The following is a 20418-nucleotide window of genomic DNA, read 5'->3' on the forward strand; positions in this document are numbered from 1 at the left end:
TATCAGGGGCGGCGCTGGGCGAATCGTAGCAATCAAGCAATCAGGAGAAGAAGATGAGCGCCAAAGTTTCGGCAGCTTTCGTCAAGGCGCAAGCCGAGATAGAGAAGGCGAGCAAGGACAAGACGAATCCGCACTTTCGCAATAAGTACGCCGACCTCGGCGCAGTAGTGGACGCCATCAAACCGGCGCTCGAAAGGCACGGTTTGGCGTTCCTGCAAAAGTTCCACCACGACGACAAGGGCATAACGGTAGAGACGATCATCATCCACGAGTCGGGCGAAACGCTGAGCAACGGAACGCTGAATGTCCCGGCTAGCAAGATGGACGCGCAAGGCTTCGGATCGGCATGCACCTACGCACGGCGCTACAGCCTGCAGGCGGCCTTCGGGGTTGCGCCGGAAGATGATGATGGGAACGCGGCCAGCCAGCAGCAGGCGCAAAAGCCAGCCAAGCCGCCCGCCATATCCGACGAACGACTTAGCAAGGCCATCGAAACCATCATCGCGGGCGAATACACCACTGAGAAGCTACGGGCAGCATTCACGCTTACGGCGATGCAGGAAAAGAAACTACAGGCAGCATTAACCGAATCGCAACCAGAGGCAGAGCCAGCATGAACAAAATCACCATAACTGGCCGCTTGGCCGCAGACGCCGAACTACGCTACTCGCCATCCGGCGATGCGATATGCGGCTTTCGTGTGGCGTCCGATATTGGCTACGGAGAGCGCAAATCGACCAACTGGTTTTCATGCCAGGTATGGGGCAAGCGCGGCGAAGCCCTGACCCCGCACTTAACCAAGGGCCAGCAAGTTACGGTCTTTGGTTCGCTCACCCTACGTGAGTGGAATGATAAGGAAGGCAGCAAGCGCCTAAGCCCGGATGTGCGCGTGGACGAGATCGAATTGCAGGGCGGCAAGCGTGACGATAGCCAGCCGGCTCAACAACGACAGCAGCCACGACCAGCAGCGCCAGTAGCAGGCCCAGCCGCAAGCATCGCTGATCTCGATGGCGATTCCATACCATTTTAGGAGGGCCGCATGAAACGGTGCTTTCGATGTTTGGCTGAGAAGCCGCTTGAGGCGTTTTACAAGCACGTCCGGATGGGCGACGGAAGGCTTAACAAGTGCATCGAATGCACGAAGGCGGACGCACGCCAGAACCGTCTAGACAAGCTTGATTACTACCGCCAATTTGACCGCAACAGGAGCTCTCGCCCTGAGCGCATTGCTGCCCGAGAGGCGTACGCCAAGACGCCGGAAGGGAGGATTGCCGGAGCAAGGGCGAAGCAAAAATGGGCAGTAACTAACGCCGTGCGGAGAAGCGCCAGCCACAAAGTAAACAACGCCATCCGCGATGGCAGGCTGGATCGGCAGCCATGCTTTATCTGCGGCGATAAGGCGCAAGCCCATCACCCCGACTATGACCGGCCGTTAGATGTTACTTGGCTGTGCCCTAAGCATCACAAAGCCGCCCATCGGGCCGCTGCCGAAATCCTATATGCGGCAGGCCAGAAAGAAACCCTGCACTTCTAGCCATAGGACCGGGTGGCCCAATAAGCTGCCCGGATAGAACATGACTGCGCTATACAACATAGCACCCGCCCACCGCGAGCTAGCCGACCGCCTGCGATCAATGGGCCTTGATGATGATGCCGTTGCAGACACGCTGGAAGCTGAAAGCGACTTGCCCGGCAAGGTGGAAACGTACTGCATCGTCTTGCGCGAAAAGGAAGCGGCAATCGAAGCCTATAAGCGCGAAAAAGAGCGATTCGACGCGCTTATCAAGTCCGAAGATAACGCCGTCACGCGCATGAAAGAGGCGCTACTGACCGGCCTGCAAGTCGCTGGCGAGAAAACAGTAAAGGCTGGTACGTTCACCGTCGCCATTCAGGGCGCGAAAGGCCGAGTGATCATCGAGGATGAAAAGTTGCTGCCATCCGACTACCTCACTTCGCCAGAGCCGCCTACACCGCAGCCCAACAAGAACGCCATCTATAAAGCGCTGAACGACGGCTACCAAGTGCCAGGGTGCAGACTACAGGCTGGCGTCAGGCTGGCGATCAAGTAATTCCACCACCAAAGGCCCGCCCCTCTAATAAAGGGGTGGGGTTGAATATTGAATGAGCTTCATTTATTCGCGGGCGCTGGTGGCGGCATCCTCGCAGGGCAATTGCTCGGCCACCGATGCGTCTGCGCTGTCGAGTGGGAACCCTACGCCCAAGCCGTGCTTGTGGCACGACAAAACGATGGAACCTTCCCGCCTTTCCCGATTTGGGGTGATGTGCAGACCTTTGACGGAAGGCCGTGGCGAGGAGTTGTTGACATCGTGGCGGGCGGGTTTCCGTGCCAAGACATTAGCGCAGCCGGAAAAGGCGCAGGAATCGACGGTGAGCGCAGCGGAATGTGGGGGCACATGGCCCGCATCATTGGCGAAGTACGACCGCGCTACGTCTTCGTGGAAAACAGCCCAATACTCACTTCTCGGGGGCTTGGACGAGTTCTCGGAGACTTGGCCGAAATGGGGTTCGATGCGGAATGGGGAGTGCTGGGAGCGTCAGACGTTGGCGCCCCTCACAAGCGAGAGCGCATCTGGATTGTGGCAAACGCCCGTAGCGGACGACACGAGCTCGCGGCGCACGAAATACGCCCAGGGCGGGACCCCTTTAAGCCTTGCGGTCAGGCTTTGGCCGACGCCGACAGCCGGCAATCACAAGAGCGGAGGATACCTCGCCGAATGGGGAGGAAGCGCGGCGCGGAAGGTGATGGCCGAACTGGTGCCACAAGAGGAAATGTTTGGCCCTCTGAACCCGGATTGGGTCGAATGGCTAATGGGATGGCCCATAGGGTGGACCGACTTAAAGCCATTGGAAACGGCCAAGTACCAAGAGTGGCAGCAACAGCATTCCGCATCCTATCAAACCAAATTTGAATCGGAGCCAGCATGACCGCCCTCTCCTACCTATCTATCACCATCGGAGCCGCCATCATCGTGGCTCTCTTTTTGGCCGATTGGCCGCAACCCAAGGAGTAATCATGAAACGACTGATTCTTGCCGCGCTGATGGCCGGCATGTTTACCACGGTGCCGACGATGGCAAAAAATAACGGCTGCCAGGGAAATTGCCCGGGCGGCGACACGATCAACAACACAACCAATCAGGGAGGCACTGGGTTGGGCGTAGGGGTTGGTGTCGGCATTGGCCAGGGTGGCGCCGGAGGGCAAGGCGGTAGTGTTGTCGGGTCGGGAAACTCAAGCAACATCAATGCCAATTTGAACGCCAACCGGAACGCCAATAGCAATCGTAACACCAACAAGCAGGGGCAGCAGCAAGGTCAATTACAAGGACAGCAACAGGCCGCAATCGCCACGCAAAGCCAGTCCAGCCGCAACGACAACCGTAGCAGTGCCAGCAACGAAGGCAACAACAGCAACCAGTCTGTGACGGTGCAGGGCGACAACCACGAAGCCCCGCGCATTCCGGTGGCCACGGCCTACGCCCCCGCCTTGGTGGCTGGCACCAATACCTGCATGGGTTCCAGCTCCGTTGGTGGCCAGGGCATCACGTTCGGCCTATCCCTTGGCACCACCTGGGAAGACGATGGGTGCACCCGCCGATCTAACGCCGCAACGCTGTTCAGCCTTGGCCAAACCCAGGGCGCTGTGGCTTTGATGTGCCAGGACAAGGACATTGCCCAGGCTATGGAAACCGCTGGCACGCCTTGCCCTGGGGCCGCACAGGTAGCGCAAGCTCCCGCCGCGAGCCCTGTTGCAACCACGGCGACCGCGCAGATCGCCTCCGTCCAGCCCATCGTGACGCCCATACCACCCCGAGTCGAGCGCTACACCATCACGGCAGCCGGCATCCAGCGCACCCAATAACCTACATGCCGCCCGTGTGGCGGCCATCGGAGCTTGCATGATCCCCCGCTACGACCTAGGCCGCGAGTACGCCAACCAGATCGGCGCTCCGGCCATCACCGAACAACCAGATGGCCGGTACGTTCTTTTCACCGACCACGAGCACGAGATGGAGCGTATGCGCCTTGAGACTGAATTTTGGCGCCACCGGACCATCAAGGCCGAGGAGAAATTAAATGGATAACGACTGGAAGCCAGCCACTTGGCGGGATTGGCTTGATATCTGGATCATGATCGCCGCAGGCGTTGCGGTATGGGTGGTGATTATTTTTGTGTGGAGGTGGTGGTGAGCATAACCATAGGCTGGTGGCTCGTGCCACTCATTATCACTATTGCCGCGTTTGCATGGGCAGCCATCAGCATTCGAAACGAGCGAGGCTCCTACCTAGAAGGTATGGCCGCCGTGCTTGTGTACCCGCTAGCAATGGTCGTGTCGCTTGTCGCGTGGCTGGCCTGGTCACTTTTCCGATAGAGGTCAATCATGACAACCAAGACTGACGAACTGGAGCCCTGCCCCTGTTGCGGAGGTGAGGCAGCTTTCAATACCACCCGCACCACATGCCGCGAAACCATCAAATTGAATAAGCGAGACACTGGATACGGCGTCAATTGCGTAGTGTGCGGAATCAATAATAGAGGGCTTGTGCTTGGATACGAAAGCAAAGCTCTGGCAGCCGAAGCCTGGAACCGCCGAGCCGCCCTGCGAGAGCAGGATCGGGAGGATGCTGAAATCACGGCCTACGCCTTGCCCGGTGGAATCAGCGTAGAGCGCAGCATGCAGCGAGACGGAACCTATCTTTGGGCGGTACGTGATTCATACGAGCATTGTCTAAGCAGGAGCGGCCAATGGGATTATGAGCCGTTCCCGAGCGCCCGCACAGATGAATGGATCGGACAACACCGATTCAGTAGTGCGGCCTTTGCCATCGACCACGCCCGCCGCATTGAGGGGGAAGGGGAATGAAATCTACCAGAGATACCGATGACTGGGAGCTTACGTGCTTTCTCGATTGGAAGCCCAAATACCACTCGGAAACATGCGAATACTGCAATGGCCGAGGAACTGTAGGTGGCCACTTTAAAGACCTCGACGGGCCTAGACAATGCCCGACCTGCTTTGGCTCCGGGCAGATCAGTGTAGCCCCAAAGACACCAAGACCGGAGCTACCAGCAGACATACGAGAACACATGCGTCGGGCTTGGTTTGACTTCTATAGCAAGGAACAACAATGACACAACAGTTCAAACTACCGCCGCTACCAACGTGGAATGAAGCGGAACGCAACTGTTTACGAAACAACGAAACTCCGCTTGATCGGTTTATCTTTGATAACGAGCCATCAGTGTGTGATGCGGAATGGCGACAACAATTAACCGCTGTGCTACATGCCGCCATCGCCCTTGACCGGCAGGGACGGGGCGAGCCTGTGCAAGCACTATTGCATCAAGCTCGACGGGTTAGGAACTATAGCGACCCAGAGCAAGTTTTCGAGGCGGTCCCGGTTTCTGCGTTTGGCTCTGAGTCCGATGAGGAAGGTATGACTATAGTTGGGGATGGCGCGGCCCAGCTTGGGCGTCTTCTTGAAGAGCAGCATAAAGGTCGCGGTCGATTCACCCCACAGCCCACCGATCCGGACGTATTGCCCGGTGAGGCAATATTCGGTTTCGCCGCTTGGCTCACCAGCCTAAAGACACCGGTGACTTTCAGCGAGTGTCACGGCGCAGCAATAGGTGCCGACCTCGCTGCTGCTTATAACGCCAGCCAGGGGTTTGATCAGGCGCGGGAGGATTACCACAAGCGCCTGAAGCCTTACCCCAAGGATGAACCTTCACAACCCACCGAGCCGGTGAAGGTGCCGAGCGATGCGGACCTGTTCGCCATCCACAACGAGTATTTCCCGGCGATGGCGTTAGGGCACGATAACTATCTGAGCTTCGCCCGCGCCCTACTCGCCCGCTATGGGAGCAAATCATGACCGATAACTTTCAAGGTGACAATAATGCGCTCGTCAGAAGCATCAAGGCGCTATTGGAATTGGACGCTAAAGGCGCTTTGGTGCCGCACGGTATTGGCGGACATACTCGCGGTTTGCTGAGTGCTGCCGCTTCCCGGTTGGGCCAGCCCGCACAGCCTGCCCATACATTGGGAGGGTCAAGAGAAGAATTCACCCGCGTATTCAACATGGGGCGCAATAGCGTGCAGTTTCGCCCCGCTGACGACGAGCTATGGGACAAGACGTTAAGGGACCGCGACCACTATCACGACATGGCAGATAAGCTGGCAGAAGCCATTGCCGAACACTTCAAAGCGGAAATTGGCGAGCACAGCAACATGAATTGCCCTTGGCAATCTGCGCTGGAAGTTATTGAAAATGCCGCACAGCCGAGCGTGCCTGGATACACGGCGGAAATAGGTCTAGCCGGTCAAGCGTATTTAAACACCTTTAAAGGTGCCCACCCACTGCCGACACAATTCCGTTGGGCCGATTTGTGGATGGATATGTGTAAAGCAGCCGCCCCCACCCCACCAGCAGACGGGCAGGCACAGCAGGACGCCGATAAGGTGGATGCGGAGCCAGTGGGGGTAGTTTGTCGGCGCACTTCGCCAGTCGCCGGCCTAAATGGGTCGGTGTTCTATGAAGGGGTTGAATGGCTAAAAGCGCCGCCGCCTCTTGGAACCAAGTTATACGCCGCCCGCGCCCAGCAAGGAGACACCCATGGACGGTAAATGGAAATGGCCCCTGGTGCTGCTGCTGTTCATATGCAGCCTACCCAAGATGCTTTGGTACAAGCTCTTCCCGCCAAAGCCAAGCCCGATGGAGGAGCGCCTGCATGCCCAGCAAAAGCAGGCGCTTGAGCAGCGTCGGCTGGATAATATGCCCTGGACCGAGCAGGAAGAAGAAGAGTTTGATCTTATCGAAAGGAGGATGAGAAATGAAAACAATAGATAAAGTCTCAGCCGATCGACTTCGCGAGGTTGCGCTCTACCACCCCGACACTGGAATATTCTATGCGACTCCCGCAAGGCCCACCTCGGTAAGGCCAGGGTCTATCCTTGGGTACCTGAGAAAAGATGGGTACTGGTACATAAGAGTAGATGGGCATCAATATCTTGCGCATAGACTGGCTTGGCTCTACGTTTACGGAGAGTGGCCTAAGCATTTAATCGATCACATTGATGGCAATAAATCCAACAATCGAATTAAAAACCTCCGAGACGTGCCAAAACACATCAACCAGCAGAATATTCGGGCCCCTTACAAAAGTTCCTCCACAAACACATTGGGAGTGATTTGGAACAAGCGCGACAAGCAATGGTATGCCGTAATCACAACAAACAAGAAAAAACGACACCTTGGAATGTTTAAGAACAAAGAGGATGCGGTTATGGCATATCTAGAAGCAAAAAGGGAGTCGCACGACGGCTGCACGATATGACCGAGCGAATACGCGCCGTGCTTGCTAAGACGGCTGAAGATTGGAACCTGCCCGGCCATGTGCCGGGTTTTTGATGGGAGTAAGGCATGCTCACCCTGACGAATGAGGAAATAGAACAGATCACGAATCGTCAGCGCCGTAGCGCCCAGGCGCGGATGCTGGCGGCGCTTGGGATCCGCCACAAAATAAGGCCGGATGGGTCTATATTAGTGTTTCGCGCCGCCGTAGAAAAACTAGGCGTAGAGCGCATCCCGCAAGAACCACAAATGAGGCTACGAAATGGCCCGGCCACGCAAACACGATAAACACCTGCCTCGATGCGTGCATCATAAACACGGCGCCTACTATTACGTCAAGGGCGGAACGTGGACGCGCATCGGCACTGATTTGAACGCCGCGCTTGCAGAGTACGCCAGGCTGGTGGAGGCCCCGAAGGGGGGCATGTCTGATTTGGTCGACAAGGTTCTAAAGCACATTGAACCGAAACTCGCCAAGAGTACCATTGAGCAGTATCGAATCGCGGCCAGACGGGTGAAAGACACGTTCATCGAATTCGCTCCGCATCAGGTCATGCCTAAGCACGTCGCCGCGCTGAAGATGGATATGGCCGACACGCCCAACATGGCGAACCGAATTCTATCGTTTTTGCGTATCGTGTTTTCATATGCTGTCGAATGGCAACTGGTGGACAGCAATCCATGCATAGGCATTCGCCGGCACGAAGAAGCAAAGCGCAAACGCTATCTGACAGACGATGAGTTTGACGCCATCCGTGCTCATGCTAACCCGCGCCTGCAGATCGTTATGGATTTGTTATATCTTACGGGCCAGCGTGTTGTTGATGTGCTGAGCATTAAACGAGCCGATATCACCGACCAAGGCATTCTGTTTGAACAGCAAAAAACAAAGGCCAAGTTGCTGGTTCGCTGGACGCCGGAACTCAAGGATGCGGTCAAGCAGGCGAACGAACTAAGCGGCAACGTGCTAGGCTTAAACCTTTTTCGTACTCGGGCAAGAGGTGGCAAGCCGCCCTCCTATGGCGTGACCAAGGACCAGTGGAACGAGGCTTGTTTAGCAGCTGGCGTCGAAGATGCCCACATACACGACATACGGGCCAAATCACTGACGGATGCCAAGCGCCAAGGAAAGGACCCACAACAGCTTGCCGGGCACGTTTCGGCAGCCATGACAGACCGATATATTCGCCTGCGTGAAGTGCCGATTGTGGATGGTCCTGAATTCAACCGTAAACCGAAGAAAACCGCCTGAGTTTTAGACTGTCTAGAATAATGTCATCGCAAGTTATTGATTCTAAACACACCCCCATGATGCAGCAGTATTTACGCCTGAAGGCCGAGGCTGGATCGCATCTGCTGTTCTACCGGATGGGGGACTTCTATGAAATGTTTTACGAAGACGCCGAGCGCGGCGCCCGCCTGCTCAACCTGACGCTGACCAAGCGGGGTTCCTCCAACGGCGCGCCCATCCCCATGGCCGGCGTGCCCTTTCACGCGATGGAAGGCTACTTGGCGCGGCTGGTGGCGCTGGGCGAGTCCATCGCCATCTGCGAGCAGATCGGCGACCCCGCCGCCAGCAAAGGCCCGGTCGAACGCAAGATTGTGCGCATCGTGACGCCCGGCACGCTGACGGACGAAGCCCTGCTGCCCGCCAAGGCCGACCGCATGATTGCCGCCGTCTATACCGCGCGCGCCAATAGAACGGAACGCAGCGGCCTGGCCTGGATGAATCTGGCCAATGGCGAATTCCGGGTAAGCGAATGCGCGCCCGACATGCTCGACACCGAACTGCACCGCATCGGTCCTGCGGAGCTGGTATGTGCCGAGAGCGCGCGCCCGGCCGCCGGCAACGGCATCGCCGTCACCGCCCTGCCCGATTGGCACTTCGAAATCGATGGCGCGCGCGATGTTCTGCATCGGCATTTTGCGGTGGATTCGCTGGCCGGCTTCGGCCTGGCCGACCTGCCGGTTGCCAGTTGCGCGGCCGGCGCACTGCTGCGCTACGTGAGCCGGACGCAAACGCAATCGCTATCGCATATTCAATCCATCCGCATCGATCAGGCGGGCGAGTATGTCGTGCTCGATCCGGTCACCCGCAAGAATCTGGAACTGACCGAAACCATCAGCGGGGAAGACAGCCCGACACTGTTCTCGACCCTGGACCACTGCGAAACGCCGATGGGCAGCCGCCTGCTGCGCCGCTGGCTGCATCATCCGCTGCGCGACAACACCCCAGCGCTCGAGCGCCAGCAGGTCATCGCGACCTTTTTGTCGGCGCCCGCGCAGGGCGATACATTGAATGCCCAGGCGCCGCTGGACACGCTGCGGCAGATGCTGGAGCGCTACCCGGATCTGGAACGCATTGCCACACGCATCTCGCTGCGTTCGGTGCGCCCGCGCGAGCTGGCCAGCCTGCGCGAAGCGCTGGCGCTGCTGCCTGAGATCGCACAGCATCTTGAACTATCCTTTGCGCAGCGGCCCAGGCTTGCCGCATATATACAGCATATAAACATAGACGCGGCGATTTCAGACCTGCTGCAGCGCGCTATCGACCCCGAGCCGGCCCTGCTCGTGCGCGAAGGCGGCGTCATCGCTACGGGCTTCGACAGCGAGCTGGACGAGCTCCGCCGGCTGGCCAGCGATAGCGGTGAATTCCTGGTCGAACTCGAGGCGCGCGAACGCGAACGCACCGGCATCCCCACCCTGCGCGTGGAGTTCAACCGCGTGCACGGCTTCTATATCGAAGTGTCGCGCGGCCAGGCCGACAAGGTCCCTGCCGAATACCGGCGCCGGCAGACGCTGAAGAATGCCGAGCGCTACATCACGCCCGAGCTGAAAACCTGGGAAGACAAAGTGCTGTCGGCCAAGGATCGCAGCCTGAGCCGCGAGAAATGGCTGTTCGAGAACCTGCTGGATCAACTGACCGGCTATGCGGCCGCCCTGTCGCAATGCGCGGCCGCCCTGGCTGAAATCGATGCCCTGGCGGCGCTGGCCGAGCATGCCCAGGCCAACGACTGGGCCGCCCCTCAACTGCTGGAGGGAAGCGAAATCATGATCGAGGCGGGGCGCCACCCCGTGGTCGAGCACACCATAGAACAGTTCACACCCAACGATTGCGAGCTGGGCCCGCAACGGCGCATGCTGCTCATCACCGGCCCCAACATGGGCGGTAAATCCACCTATATGCGGCAGATTGCGCTGATTGCCCTGCTGGCGCGCACAGGCAGTTTCGTACCGGCGCGCGCGGCGCGCATCGGCCAGATCGACCGCATCTTCACCCGTATCGGCGCGGCCGACGATCTGGCGGGCGGGCGCTCCACCTTCATGATGGAAATGACCGAGGCCGCCTCGATTCTGTCGGCCAGCACGCCGCAAAGCCTGGTCCTGATGGATGAAATCGGCCGCGGCACGTCCACCTACGATGGCCTGGCCCTGGCCTGGTCGATTGCGCACCGCCTGCTTACGCATAACCAGGCGCTGACCCTATTTGCCACGCATTATTTCGAGATCACGCGCCTGCCGGCCGAAGCCCAGGGAGCGGCCAACGTGCATCTGGCCGCTGCCGAATCGTCATCCGGCATCGTATTCCTGCATGAGGTCCAGCCCGGCCCGGCCAGCCGCAGCTACGGCATCCAGGTGGCCCAGCGCGCCGGCATCCCGGCCGCGGTGATCCGGCATGCCAGCCGCGAACTATCACGCCTGGAAGCCCAGGGCGCCCCCACGCCGCAGCTCGACCTTTTCCTGGCTGCCCAGGCAAACGACCCTACCGGCGACGCGGCGCATGATGACGGCGCCGAGCCCGCCCTGCGATCCGCGCTGGAAGCGATCGACCCCGACCTACTGACGCCGCGCGAAGCGCTGGACGTGCTGTACCGCCTACGCAACGAGCACTTATGACCATCGACCAACCCCTGACGCTGCTTGGCGGCCTGACCCCACAGGCTTTCATGCGTGATTATTGGCAGCGCAAGCCGCTGCTCATCCGGCAAGCCATCCCCGGTTTCAAGCCGTCGCTGTCCATCAGCGATATCCGCCAGTTGGTCAAGCGCGAAGAAGTCGAATCGCGCCTGATCTGGCACGATGCCAAAGGCTGGAACATGAAATCCGGCCCTTTTGCGCGCCTGCCCTCGGCCAAGCAAGCCAACTGGACACTGCTGGCGCAAAGCGTCGACCTGCACGATGATGCCACCGCCGGGCTGGTGCATCAGTTCCGCTTCATCTCGGATGCCCGCCTGGACGATGCCATGATCAGCATCGCCACCGATGGCGGCGGCGTCGGTCCCCATTTCGACAGCTACGACGTTTTCCTGTTGCAGGCGCATGGACAGCGGCGCTGGCGCATCAGCCAGCAGGCCGACCTGACGCTGGAAGCCGGCCTGCCGCTCAAGATTCTGAAGGACTTCAAGGCGGAAGAGGAGTTCGTCCTTGAGCCCGGCGACATGCTGTACCTGCCGCCCCACGCCGCGCACGATGGCGTTGCGCAAGGCGACTGCATGACGATTTCCATTGGATTCCGCGCCCCGACCCAGGCCGTCCTGGCTTGCGGCATGCTCGAAGCCGCCAACGACCAGATCATGGCCAACCTGGGCGACACCGGCGGCCTGTATGCGCTGCCGGTCATCCCCGGTCCCGCGCTGGCCAGCACCTTCAAGGACCCGGGCACGCCGGCAACGGACAGCCCAGCCGCCCTGCCGCAAACATTGATCGACGCCACACTGAAGGCAGTGCAAAAGATCAAGTTCGACGAAGCGCTGGCCGAACGGTTTTTGGGCCAGTGGCTGACCGAACCGCCCGCCAACGCCTATTTTGAACCCGGCGACGACGACACCGATCTGTCGAATGGGCTGCCCGCCAACGGACGGCTGGCACTCGACCGCTGCACCCGGCTGATGTACCGGAACCGGCAGCTCTTCATTAACGGCGAGGTGGCCTGTATGCCCGCTACAACAGCTTTGCGAAAACTGGCCGACACCCGCGCGCTCGATGGCGGCGACCCGCTGGCCAGGAAGCTCAAGCCCGAAGAGCGCCAGATGCTGAATGAATGGCTGCAGGAAGGCTGGCTGCATTACATAGCGCGGTGACAGGGCTGATGCAAGGCCGGCGAAGCCGGCAAGGCACGCGCCCGGCATAGAAATGGAACACATATACACCTAGCCTTATAAACATATAAGGCATATAGAAATAATAATCTTGTCGTTCGCTCACGGTGCCAAGCTTCATAGAATGGTTATGAATTCATCACTATGAGCACACTATGCTGGCCCCGTCATACCTGCCCGAATCCAAACACCTGCTTGTCACTGAGTTGGCAGAAGGCCTGGAATCCAATGCCCTGAGCTGGCTGTCCGGCTATTTCGCCGGCGTTGCCCAAGGCAGACAAAGCGGCAGCCGTACGGCTCCGCCGCCGGTGGTGGCGTCGGTCGCCGGCGCCGCCACCGCCCAACAACTGACCATTCTGTACGGCAGCCAAACCGGCAATGCCAAGCGGGTGGCGGAATCCCTGGCCGAGCGGGCCGGCGGACTGGGCCTGAACACCCGCCTGGTCCGGGCCGACCGCTATGCCACGCGCGAACTGAAAGACGAGCAACTGCTGTATATCGTCATGAGCACGCAGGGCGACGGCGATCCGCCCGACGATTCAATCGCTTTCGTGGAGTTCCTGAGCAGCCGCCGCGCGCCCAGGCTGCCGCAGCTGAAATACGCGGTGCTGGGCCTGGGAGACTCCAGCTACCCCATATTCTGCGGGATTGCGCAGAATATCGACGCCAGGCTGGAAGAACTGGGCGCAAGCCGCCTGCATGAAGTGGGCACGGCCGACCTGGACATCGAAACCGTTGCCCTGCCCTGGCAAGATGCGGCCATTGCGCAAGCCCAGGAAGCGCTGAAGCAATCCGGCGTTCCCAGCGCCAGCGTGACCACGCTGCACCCCAAAGCGGCCAAAGCCACGCGCGAACAGCCTTTTCTGGCTGAGCTGCTGCTGAACCAGCCTATTACCGGCCGCGGCAGCGACAAAGACATCCGGCATCTGGAAATTTCCCTGGAAGGCAGCCAGCTAAGCTATCAGCCGGGCGATGCGCTGGGCGTGTGGCCGACGCAGTCCGCGGCCCTGGTGGAACAGGTCCTGGCCATCCTGAACCTGTCGCCCGACGAAACCGTCGACGTCAATAACGTGTCGCGCAGCCTGGGCGAGTGGCTGAGCCACCATCGCGAACTGACCCAGCTCACTAAGCCCTTCCTGGCGGCCCATGCCGAGCTATCGCAAAATGCGGAGCTCAAAGCCTTGCTCCTGCCCGAGTCCATCGACGCCTTCCGCACGCTCCTGGAAACCCGGCAGCTTGTCGACGTCCTGAAAGCCTATCCCGCCAGTTGGACCGCCCAAGGCCTGGTCAAGGCGCTGCGTCCGCTGACGCCGCGCATGTATTCGATCGCCTCCAGCCAATCCGCGGTCGACGAGGAAGTGCACCTGACGCTGGCCAACGTCGCTTACGAATATGAAGGCGAAGCACGATGGGGGGTGGCCTCTCATTTTCTGTCTGAACGGAAGGAAGGCGAACAGCTCCCGATCTTTATTGAAGAGAATCCGCGCTTTCGCCTGCCCGCCGACGGTTCGCGCGATGTCATCATGATCGGACCTGGCACCGGCATCGCCCCCTTCAGGGCGTTCGTGCAAGAGCGCGGCATGGCCGGCGCCAGCGGGCGCAACTGGCTCTTTTTCGGCAACCCCCATTTTGCCTCGGACTTCCTGTATCAAACGGAATGGCAACAGGCCCTGCAAGACGGGAGCCTGCACCGCCTGGACCTGGCTTTCTCGCGTGATCAGGCCCAGAAAGTCTATGTGCAGGACAAGCTGCGCGAGCAAGCCGGCGACCTGTTCGACTGGATACAGGGCGGCGCCTATATCTACGTATGCGGCGATGCCACGCACATGGCCAAAGACGTGCATCAAACCCTGCTGCAGATTGCGCAGCATGAAGGCGGGCTGGACGAAACCCAGGCCAAGGAATGGCTGGACGACCTGGCCGCCCAAGGCCGCTACGCCCGCGACGTTTACTAGGACAGTAATGAGCAACACCACCCTTTCGCATCTGGAACAAATCAAAGTGGACAGCCGCCATTTGCGCGGCACGATTGAAGAAGGACTGAACGACCCCGTTACCGGCGCCATCAGCGACGACGACAACAAACTGCTGAAGTTTCACGGAAGCTACCAGCAGGACGATCGCGATATTCGCGAAGAGCGCCGCAAGCAAAAACTGGAGCCCGCGTATTCCTTCATGATCCGCGCGCGCCTGCCCGGCGGCGTGGTCACCCCCGCCCAGTGGCTGGTGTTCGACGACATCGCCACGACCTATGCCGGACGCGGCCTGCGCATCACCACACGCCAGACCTTCCAGTGGCACGGCGTCATCAAGCGTGACCTGAAGCCCACCATGCAGGCCATCAACAAGGCCATGGCCACCACGATTGCGGCCTGTGGCGATGTCAACCGCCAGGTCGTCAGCTCGGTCAATCCCTTGCTGTCCAGCCAGCACCGGCTGGTTCAGGAATGGACCCAGAAGCTGTCCGACCATTTCATTCCCCGCACCCGGGCGTACCACGAGATCTGGCTCGACGGTGAAAAAATAACCGACGAACCCGAAGAAGAGCCCATTTACGGCGACACTTATCTGCCGCGCAAATTCAAGATCGGCGTCGCCATTCCGCCCACCAACGATAGCGACGTGTTCGCCCAGGACCTGGGCTTGATCGCCATCATCGAGAACGGCGAACTGCGCGGCTTCAACGTGGCGATCGGCGGCGGCATGGGCGCCACCCACGGCGACGACACCACCTATGCGCGGCTGGGCAGCCTGATCGGCTTCGTGCCGCCCGAGCAGCTCATTGCCGTCGCCGAAGGCGTCATCACGCTGCAGCGCGACTACGGCAATCGCGTCGAGCGCCAGCACGCCCGCCTAAAGTACACCATCGACCACCGCGGCCTGGACTGGTTCAAGGAACAACTGGAAGCGCGCACCGGCATCACGCTGCAAGCCGTGCGTCCGTATCACTTCGACCAGAATGGCGACCGCTATGGCTGGGAAGAAGGTGAAGACGGAAAATGGCATCTGGGCCTGTATATAGAGTCGGGACGCCTGTGGGATGTGGACGGCGGCCAGTTGCAGACCGGCATCCGCGAAATCGCCAAAATCCTTCGAGGCGAGTTCCGCATGACCTGCAACCAGAACCTGGTCATTGCCAACGTGGCCGCCAAGGACCGCGGCAAGATCGACAAGCTCGTCGCCCAGTACGGCCTGGACGGCTACAAGCAGCAAAGCGGCATACGCCGCCACAGCATCGCCTGTGTCGCCCTGCCCACCTGTGGCCTGGCCATGGCGGAAAGCGAGCGCTACCTGCCCCAGTTGCTGCCCAAGCTGGAAGCCCTGCTCGATCAGCACGGCCTGGCCAACGAGCCCATCTTGCTGCGCCTGTCCGGATGCCCCAACGGTTGTTCGCGCCCCTACCTTGGCGAAATTGCCCTGGTCGGCCGCGCCATGGGACGCTACGACCTCAGGCTGGGCGCCAACTACACTGGCGAGCGCCTGAACGTTCCTTATCGCCAGAATATCGCCGAGCCTGAAATACTCAGTACCCTTGACACGCTGTTCGGCGACTATGCCAAGCATCGCCAGTCCGGCGAAAAATTCGGCGATTTCCTGGTGCGCACCGAAGTCATTCCGGCACCGTCGCAAAAACTGATACCTATCGTCCTGGACACAGTGGTATAAACGACAAGGCCGGCGTCTTGCCGGCCTTGTCGCCTTGAATTGCCCTACCCCGTTTATGAAATTATTTCCCCTTTTTGCCGACCTGAACGGACGGCATGTGCTGGTCGTGGGCGGCGGCCCGGTCGCCGAGAGAAAAGTCAAAAGCCTGCTGGCCGCGGGCGCATTGGTCACGGTGGGCGCCCCCGACGCAACGGACGCCCTGGAACAATGGCTGACGCAAGGCCGCATCAAGCGGTTGCGCGACGTATTCCAGCCTGAATGGCTGGCCGATATCTGGCTGGTGGTCGCCGCTACCGACGACCGCGGCCTGAACCGCCGCATCGCCGAGCTGGCCAATGCGCAGCGCCTGTTCATCAATGTCGTCGATGACCCCGAGCTGTCGTCGTTCCAGGTCCCTTCGATCGTGGACCGGTCGCCCTTGACGATTGCCATCTCGTCGGCGGGCAGTGCGCCCGTCCTCGCCCGCCGCGTACGCGAGCGGATAGAAAGCCTGTTCGACCATACCTTGGGCTCGCTGGCCGCGCTGGCCGCCAGATATCGCCCCGCCATCCGGCAGGCGCGGCCCGCACTGCGGCCCCGGCGCGACTTCTACGACTGGCTGCTCGACGGCCCGGTGGCGGCCGCCTTGCGCCAGCAGCAGCCGGAGCGGGCCGAACAGTTGCTGCAAGCCGAGCTGGAGCACCCGCAGGCGCCCGTTACCGGCAAGGTGCTTCTGGTGGGAGCGGGACCGGGCGACCCCGGGCTGCTCACCCTGAAGGCGCTGCGCGCCCTGAACGAAGCCGATGTCATTCTTTATGATCGCCTGGTCGACGGCCCCATCCTGGAACTGGCGCGCCGCGACGCCGAGCAGATTCCGGTGGGGAAAATACCCGGCGAAGACCACAACGCCACGCAAGCCAGGATCCACCGCCTGATGCTGGACCGCGCAGGGCAAGGACAACTGGTCGTGCGCCTGAAAGGGGGGGATGCCTTTGTGTTCGGCCGGGGCGGCGAAGAACTGGCGTTCCTGCGCAAGCACCGGATTCCGTATGAAGTCGTGCCCGGCATCACCGCGGCACTGGCCTGTGCCGCCTACGCAGGCATCCCCCTGACCCATCGCGATCATGCGCAATCGGTACGCCTGGTGACCGCGCACTGCCGCCAGGACACCATGCTGGAAGACTGGCCTTCGTTGGCGCAGGCCAAACAGACATTGGCTTTCTATATGGGGGTCAGCCAGCTCGACTGGCTAGCGGAACAATTGATAGCGCACGGCCGCTCGGGCCAGACGCCCTTTGCCATCGTGGAAAACGGCACGCGCAGCAACCAGCGGGTATTACATGGCCAGTTGCAAGACATGGCCCGCCTGGCGCGCCAGCACGCCATAAAGGCGCCCTCGTTACTGCTGATTGGAGAAGTCGCCGCGCTGGCACCGGAACTGGAATGGTTCGGTGCCAGCATCCATGCCGACTGAACGGCTTACTGCATGTGCGTGGTCAAGACCGAGATAATGCGCCGGGCCGTGTCGGTATCCTGAGCCTGGCCGTTCTGGTCGAGCACCGTCACGACGGAACTGGCGCCTTGATCGGCGACGTGAATCCGGTAGGGAACGGCTGCAGCCGTGTTCCGTGAGCCGAACAAGCGGCCGATGAAGTTCTGCTGTTCGATTTTTTCGCCCGTATCGCTATCCAGGTAACGGATGAAGTAATCGCCTGCCGAACGGTCGCGGTCTTCAACGGAAAAGCCCGCCGAGTCGATGGCCACGCCCACGCGCCGCCAAGCGCGATCGAACGATTCGCCCAGTGTCAGGGAAGCCCCGCCAGTGGCCGACTGCACGATCTCGGTCTGGCTGGGATCTTTTTCAGCCTGCGCCACCATATCGCGCGCATTGCGCACATCAGTGCCCAGGAAAACCATCAGGCGCGCCAGCATGGCCGCATTCAGGCCCGGATCTTCAGGCCCCATCACCCATTTGAAGGTGGAGGCTGTGCCGCCGGTACCGCCCCCGCCCACAGCCGTCTCGACCATGCTCTGGTGGCTGATATAGATTTCGGACTTGCCATTGACGCGCTCGACCCGGGTGCGGAAGCGTTCGCGCTCGCCGCTGTCGTAAACCGATTCAATAATGGACCCTAGGGCGCTGCGGATCCAGCCTTCAGGGATCTTGGCGCGGTTTTCGGCCCAGTCGGTTTCCATCAAGCCCGCGCGCGGGTCCTGCGACTGTATGGTGAAGCCCTGCTCGCCCCAGAACTCGATGATCTTCGGATAGACTGCTTCGGCGGACTGATCGACGACCAGCCAGCGCATATCGCCATCACGCATGACCTGCACGCCTTCAGTCTGCGGCAATATGCGTTCGCTCGCACTGGTGTTTTGCTGTGCCTGCTGGTTTTGCGCATACTGGCTGAAGGTGGTGCTGCCTTCCGGAGCGCGATAGCGGGCATCGCGATTGGCCTGGGTCAGATCAGGCGGAATGCTGAGCGGGTCGCCCGCTACCGTACTTTTGTAGTCAACCGCTTCTTCACTGCCCAACACCTGGTTGACGGTCGAGCAGCCGGACAACAGCACGATGCCGAGGCCCAGCGTAATACCAACACAGCGTTTATTGATACGCATATTCATCATTTAGAGTAAGCCTGCTTCTTTTAGCGAGCTACGCACCAAAGCGTGGTACTGCTCGCTCAAGGAGGTTAAGGGTAAGCGATAGCCCAGCTTGGTCAGGCCCATTTCAGCAACGGCCCACTTGACGGGAATCGGGTTGGATTCAACAAACAGCACTTTGTTCAGGGTGGCCAGACGCGCGTTCAGCTGACGCGTGCGCACGCCGTCACCCTGGATGGCTGCCATACAGAGTTCATGCATGAGCTTGGGCGCCACATTGGCGGTCACCGAGATATTCCCGCGTCCGCCCAGCAGCATCAGGGCGGCCGCCGTGGCATCGTCGCCGCTGAAGACCTGGAAGCCGGCGGGCGCATCGCGCACAAGCAGCGCGCCGCGGCCTATGTCGCCCGTGGCGTCCTTGACGCCGATAATGCCCGGCACCTGCGCCAGGCGAAGTATAGTGTCGTTGGACATGTCGGCCACGGTCCGGCCCGGCACGTTGTACAGAATGGCGGGCAGATCGACCGCCTCGGCAATGGCCTTGAAGTGCTGATACAGGCCTTCCTGGGTGGGCTTGTTGTAGTAGGGAACGACGGACAGGCCTGCCTGCGCGCCCACCTGCTTGGCGTGCTGCGACAGCTCGATGGCTTCCGACGTGGAGTTACCGCCTATGCCTGCAATGACCGGCAAACGCCCGGCCGCATGCTCGACCGCCACCTTGATGAGTTCGACATGCTCTTCAACCGTGACCGTGGGCGATTCGCCCGACGTACCCACCACCACCAGCCCGTCGGTACCCTGCTCGGCATGCCAGTCGATCAATTTTCGATAGGCATCGAAATCTAGGCTGCCATCGGGCAGCATGGGTGTGATCAGGGCGACCATACTGCCCTGAAAGCTGGGAATAGCAGGATCCGTGCTTGTTGCCATAATAGGAATGATCTCCTCGAACTCACCGTCATCGGGAACTTGAATTAACTCACAAGTTTACCGGATAAGCGCACAAATTTATAAAAACCAATTAACAATTACGTGGCCGAAAGCCAATAAAGGCTGCAGCAGTATCCACAAAATGCCTGTCAGCATCAAGATGATCAGAATCAGCAGGCCGTAGGGTTCGATTCTGGAAAACTGCCAGGCCATGCGGCTGGGCAGCAGGCTGAACACAATGCGCCCCCCGTCCAGCGGCGGCAGGGGCAACAGGTTCAGCGCCATCAGGATCAGATTGACCTGTATGCCGGCTATCGTCATTTGCACCCAGAAGTCGCCCTGGCTGGCCCCGCTTTCGGCCAGCAGGCGCAGGCCCAGCGCCCAGATAACGGCCATGACCAGGTTGGAGGCCGGGCCGGCCAGCGCGACCCACAGCATGTCGCGCTTGGGACGGCGCAAGCGCCCCCAATCCACCGGCACGGGCTTGGCCCAGCCGAACAGCAAACCGCCGCCGCCCAGCATCTTGGTGCTGAACAACAATACCAGCGGCACGATAATCGTTCCGACCGGATCGATATGGCGTATGGGATTCAAGCTGATGCGCCCCGCCTGCCAGGCCGTTGGATCGCCGAACATCCGGGCAACGTAGCCGTGCGCGGCTTCATGCAGGGTAATGCCAAAAAGCACGGGCAAGGCATAAACCGTAATAGTCTGTATCAACGCATCCATAAATGTCCGGAAGGAGCAGCCGCCCCAAGCAAGGGGCGGC

Annotated in this window: 22 protein-coding genes; 19 read left to right on the forward strand and 3 right to left on the reverse strand. The window is 60.2% G+C overall.

Annotated features, from left to right (window positions below; translation table 11 throughout):
• Positions 1–53: 53 nt before the first annotated feature.
• The 19 genes from RE432_RS18460 (at position 54) to cysG (ending at position 17592) form a co-directional block, all read left to right on the forward strand.
• Complete coding sequence (locus RE432_RS18460) at positions 54–617, forward strand: ERF family protein (RefSeq protein ID WP_310934986.1); 564 nt, start codon at positions 54–56, stop codon at positions 615–617.
• Entirely contained in the window at positions 614–1030 is a 417-nt protein-coding gene (locus tag RE432_RS18465) for a single-stranded DNA-binding protein (RefSeq protein WP_310934987.1), read from the forward strand. The genes RE432_RS18460 and RE432_RS18465 overlap by 4 nt, the downstream gene beginning before the upstream one ends.
• Before the next feature lie 9 nt (positions 1031–1039).
• Positions 1040–1534, forward strand: a complete 495-nt coding sequence (locus tag RE432_RS18470; RefSeq protein ID WP_310934988.1) for a hypothetical protein — start codon at positions 1040–1042, stop codon at positions 1532–1534.
• Between the two features lie 40 nt (positions 1535–1574).
• Positions 1575–2069: a siphovirus Gp157 family protein gene (locus RE432_RS18475; protein ID WP_310934989.1), complete on the forward strand. Its 495-nt coding sequence runs from the start codon at positions 1575–1577 to the stop codon at positions 2067–2069.
• Positions 2070–2117: 48 nt separating this feature from the next.
• Complete coding sequence (locus tag RE432_RS19645; protein ID WP_409079888.1) at positions 2118–2930, forward strand: DNA cytosine methyltransferase; 813 nt, start codon at positions 2118–2120, stop codon at positions 2928–2930.
• Between the two features lie 104 nt (positions 2931–3034).
• Entirely contained in the window at positions 3035–3880 is an 846-nt protein-coding gene (locus tag RE432_RS18480) for a hypothetical protein (protein WP_310934990.1), read from the forward strand.
• A 37-nt stretch (positions 3881–3917) separates the two neighbouring features.
• On the forward strand, positions 3918–4103 hold the full coding sequence (locus RE432_RS18485) for a hypothetical protein (protein ID WP_310934991.1): 186 nt from the start codon (positions 3918–3920) through the stop codon (positions 4101–4103).
• Positions 4104–4400: 297 nt separating this feature from the next.
• The gene (locus RE432_RS18490) at positions 4401–4883 is read left to right on the forward strand and encodes a Lar family restriction alleviation protein (RefSeq protein WP_310934992.1); all 483 of its coding nucleotides are present in this window, start codon (positions 4401–4403) and stop codon (positions 4881–4883) included.
• 265 nt (positions 4884–5148) lie between these two features.
• The gene (locus RE432_RS18495; protein WP_310934993.1) at positions 5149–5895 is read left to right on the forward strand and encodes a hypothetical protein; all 747 of its coding nucleotides are present in this window, start codon (positions 5149–5151) and stop codon (positions 5893–5895) included.
• The gene (locus tag RE432_RS18500) at positions 5892–6647 is read left to right on the forward strand and encodes a hypothetical protein (protein ID WP_310934994.1); all 756 of its coding nucleotides are present in this window, start codon (positions 5892–5894) and stop codon (positions 6645–6647) included. Before RE432_RS18495 ends, RE432_RS18500 begins: the two co-directional genes overlap by 4 nt.
• On the forward strand, positions 6637–6870 hold the full coding sequence (locus RE432_RS18505) for a hypothetical protein (protein WP_310934995.1): 234 nt from the start codon (positions 6637–6639) through the stop codon (positions 6868–6870). Before RE432_RS18500 ends, RE432_RS18505 begins: the two co-directional genes overlap by 11 nt.
• On the forward strand, positions 6854–7357 hold the full coding sequence (locus RE432_RS18510; protein ID WP_310934996.1) for an HNH endonuclease signature motif containing protein: 504 nt from the start codon (positions 6854–6856) through the stop codon (positions 7355–7357). Before RE432_RS18505 ends, RE432_RS18510 begins: the two co-directional genes overlap by 17 nt.
• Before the next feature lie 86 nt (positions 7358–7443).
• Entirely contained in the window at positions 7444–7662 is a 219-nt protein-coding gene (locus RE432_RS18515; protein WP_310934997.1) for a DUF4224 domain-containing protein, read from the forward strand.
• Complete coding sequence (locus RE432_RS18520; protein WP_310934998.1) at positions 7637–8626, forward strand: tyrosine-type recombinase/integrase; 990 nt, start codon at positions 7637–7639, stop codon at positions 8624–8626. The genes RE432_RS18515 and RE432_RS18520 overlap by 26 nt, the downstream gene beginning before the upstream one ends.
• 56 nt (positions 8627–8682) lie before the next feature.
• On the forward strand, positions 8683–11271 hold the full coding sequence (gene mutS / locus RE432_RS18525; protein WP_310934999.1) for a DNA mismatch repair protein MutS: 2589 nt from the start codon (positions 8683–8685) through the stop codon (positions 11269–11271).
• Positions 11268–12455: a cupin domain-containing protein gene (locus RE432_RS18530; RefSeq protein ID WP_310935000.1), complete on the forward strand. Its 1188-nt coding sequence runs from the start codon at positions 11268–11270 to the stop codon at positions 12453–12455. The genes mutS and RE432_RS18530 overlap by 4 nt, the downstream gene beginning before the upstream one ends.
• Positions 12456–12628: 173 nt before the next feature.
• Positions 12629–14428, forward strand: a complete 1800-nt coding sequence (locus tag RE432_RS18535; RefSeq protein ID WP_310935001.1) for an assimilatory sulfite reductase (NADPH) flavoprotein subunit — start codon at positions 12629–12631, stop codon at positions 14426–14428.
• A 7-nt stretch (positions 14429–14435) separates the two neighbouring features.
• Positions 14436–16139, forward strand: a complete 1704-nt coding sequence (gene cysI / locus RE432_RS18540; protein WP_310935002.1) for an assimilatory sulfite reductase (NADPH) hemoprotein subunit — start codon at positions 14436–14438, stop codon at positions 16137–16139.
• A gap of 55 nt (positions 16140–16194) precedes the next feature.
• The gene (gene cysG / locus RE432_RS18545) at positions 16195–17592 is read left to right on the forward strand and encodes a siroheme synthase CysG (RefSeq protein WP_310935003.1); all 1398 of its coding nucleotides are present in this window, start codon (positions 16195–16197) and stop codon (positions 17590–17592) included.
• Positions 17593–17597: 5 nt separating this feature from the next.
• Here the strand turns inward: cysG and bamC are convergent, their stop codons facing one another.
• From bamC to RE432_RS18560, 3 genes are all read right to left on the reverse strand, one after another.
• Positions 17598–18734 carry an outer membrane protein assembly factor BamC gene (gene bamC, locus RE432_RS18550; protein WP_310935219.1) on the reverse strand — a complete coding sequence of 379 codons (1137 nt, stop codon included), beginning with the start codon at positions 18732–18734 and terminating at the stop codon, positions 17598–17600.
• Positions 18735–18743: 9 nt separating this feature from the next.
• Positions 18744–19649, reverse strand: coding sequence for a 4-hydroxy-tetrahydrodipicolinate synthase (dapA, locus tag RE432_RS18555; protein WP_310935004.1), 906 nt, complete (start codon positions 19647–19649; stop codon positions 18744–18746).
• 78 nt (positions 19650–19727) lie between these two features.
• Positions 19728–20378, reverse strand: coding sequence for a site-2 protease family protein (locus tag RE432_RS18560; RefSeq protein WP_310935005.1), 651 nt, complete (start codon positions 20376–20378; stop codon positions 19728–19730).
• Between the last annotated feature and the right edge of the window lie 40 nt (positions 20379–20418).

This window comes from Pusillimonas sp. SM2304, from assembly GCF_031628915.1.
Lineage (GTDB): Bacteria > Pseudomonadota > Gammaproteobacteria > Burkholderiales > Burkholderiaceae_B > Pusillimonas_C.

Excerpts from the sequence above, each read along its gene's own strand:
- RE432_RS18515 (WP_310934997.1), top strand. The coding sequence starts at position 7,444 with ATGCTCACCCTGACGAATGAGGAAATAGAACAGATCACGAATCGTCAG.
- bamC (WP_310935219.1), bottom strand. The coding sequence starts at position 18,734 with ATGCGTATCAATAAACGCTGTGTTGGTATTACGCTGGGCCTCGGCATC.
- RE432_RS18485 (WP_310934991.1), top strand. The coding sequence starts at position 3,918 with ATGATCCCCCGCTACGACCTAGGCCGCGAGTACGCCAACCAGATCGGC.
- RE432_RS18480 (WP_310934990.1), top strand. The coding sequence starts at position 3,035 with ATGAAACGACTGATTCTTGCCGCGCTGATGGCCGGCATGTTTACCACG.
- RE432_RS18535 (WP_310935001.1), top strand. The coding sequence starts at position 12,629 with ATGCTGGCCCCGTCATACCTGCCCGAATCCAAACACCTGCTTGTCACT.
- RE432_RS18505 (WP_310934995.1), top strand. The coding sequence starts at position 6,637 with ATGGACGGTAAATGGAAATGGCCCCTGGTGCTGCTGCTGTTCATATGC.
- RE432_RS18465 (WP_310934987.1), top strand. The coding sequence starts at position 614 with ATGAACAAAATCACCATAACTGGCCGCTTGGCCGCAGACGCCGAACTA.
- RE432_RS18530 (WP_310935000.1), top strand. The coding sequence starts at position 11,268 with ATGACCATCGACCAACCCCTGACGCTGCTTGGCGGCCTGACCCCACAG.
- cysG (WP_310935003.1), top strand. The coding sequence starts at position 16,195 with ATGAAATTATTTCCCCTTTTTGCCGACCTGAACGGACGGCATGTGCTG.
- RE432_RS18520 (WP_310934998.1), top strand. The coding sequence starts at position 7,637 with ATGGCCCGGCCACGCAAACACGATAAACACCTGCCTCGATGCGTGCAT.
- RE432_RS18460 (WP_310934986.1), top strand. The coding sequence starts at position 54 with ATGAGCGCCAAAGTTTCGGCAGCTTTCGTCAAGGCGCAAGCCGAGATA.
- RE432_RS18500 (WP_310934994.1), top strand. The coding sequence starts at position 5,892 with ATGACCGATAACTTTCAAGGTGACAATAATGCGCTCGTCAGAAGCATC.
- RE432_RS18495 (WP_310934993.1), top strand. The coding sequence starts at position 5,149 with ATGACACAACAGTTCAAACTACCGCCGCTACCAACGTGGAATGAAGCG.
- RE432_RS18490 (WP_310934992.1), top strand. The coding sequence starts at position 4,401 with ATGACAACCAAGACTGACGAACTGGAGCCCTGCCCCTGTTGCGGAGGT.
- RE432_RS18470 (WP_310934988.1), top strand. The coding sequence starts at position 1,040 with ATGAAACGGTGCTTTCGATGTTTGGCTGAGAAGCCGCTTGAGGCGTTT.
- RE432_RS18560 (WP_310935005.1), bottom strand. The coding sequence starts at position 20,378 with ATGGATGCGTTGATACAGACTATTACGGTTTATGCCTTGCCCGTGCTT.
- dapA (WP_310935004.1), bottom strand. The coding sequence starts at position 19,649 with ATGGCAACAAGCACGGATCCTGCTATTCCCAGCTTTCAGGGCAGTATG.
- mutS (WP_310934999.1), top strand. The coding sequence starts at position 8,683 with ATGATGCAGCAGTATTTACGCCTGAAGGCCGAGGCTGGATCGCATCTG.
- RE432_RS18475 (WP_310934989.1), top strand. The coding sequence starts at position 1,575 with ATGACTGCGCTATACAACATAGCACCCGCCCACCGCGAGCTAGCCGAC.
- RE432_RS18510 (WP_310934996.1), top strand. The coding sequence starts at position 6,854 with ATGAAAACAATAGATAAAGTCTCAGCCGATCGACTTCGCGAGGTTGCG.
- cysI (WP_310935002.1), top strand. The coding sequence starts at position 14,436 with ATGAGCAACACCACCCTTTCGCATCTGGAACAAATCAAAGTGGACAGC.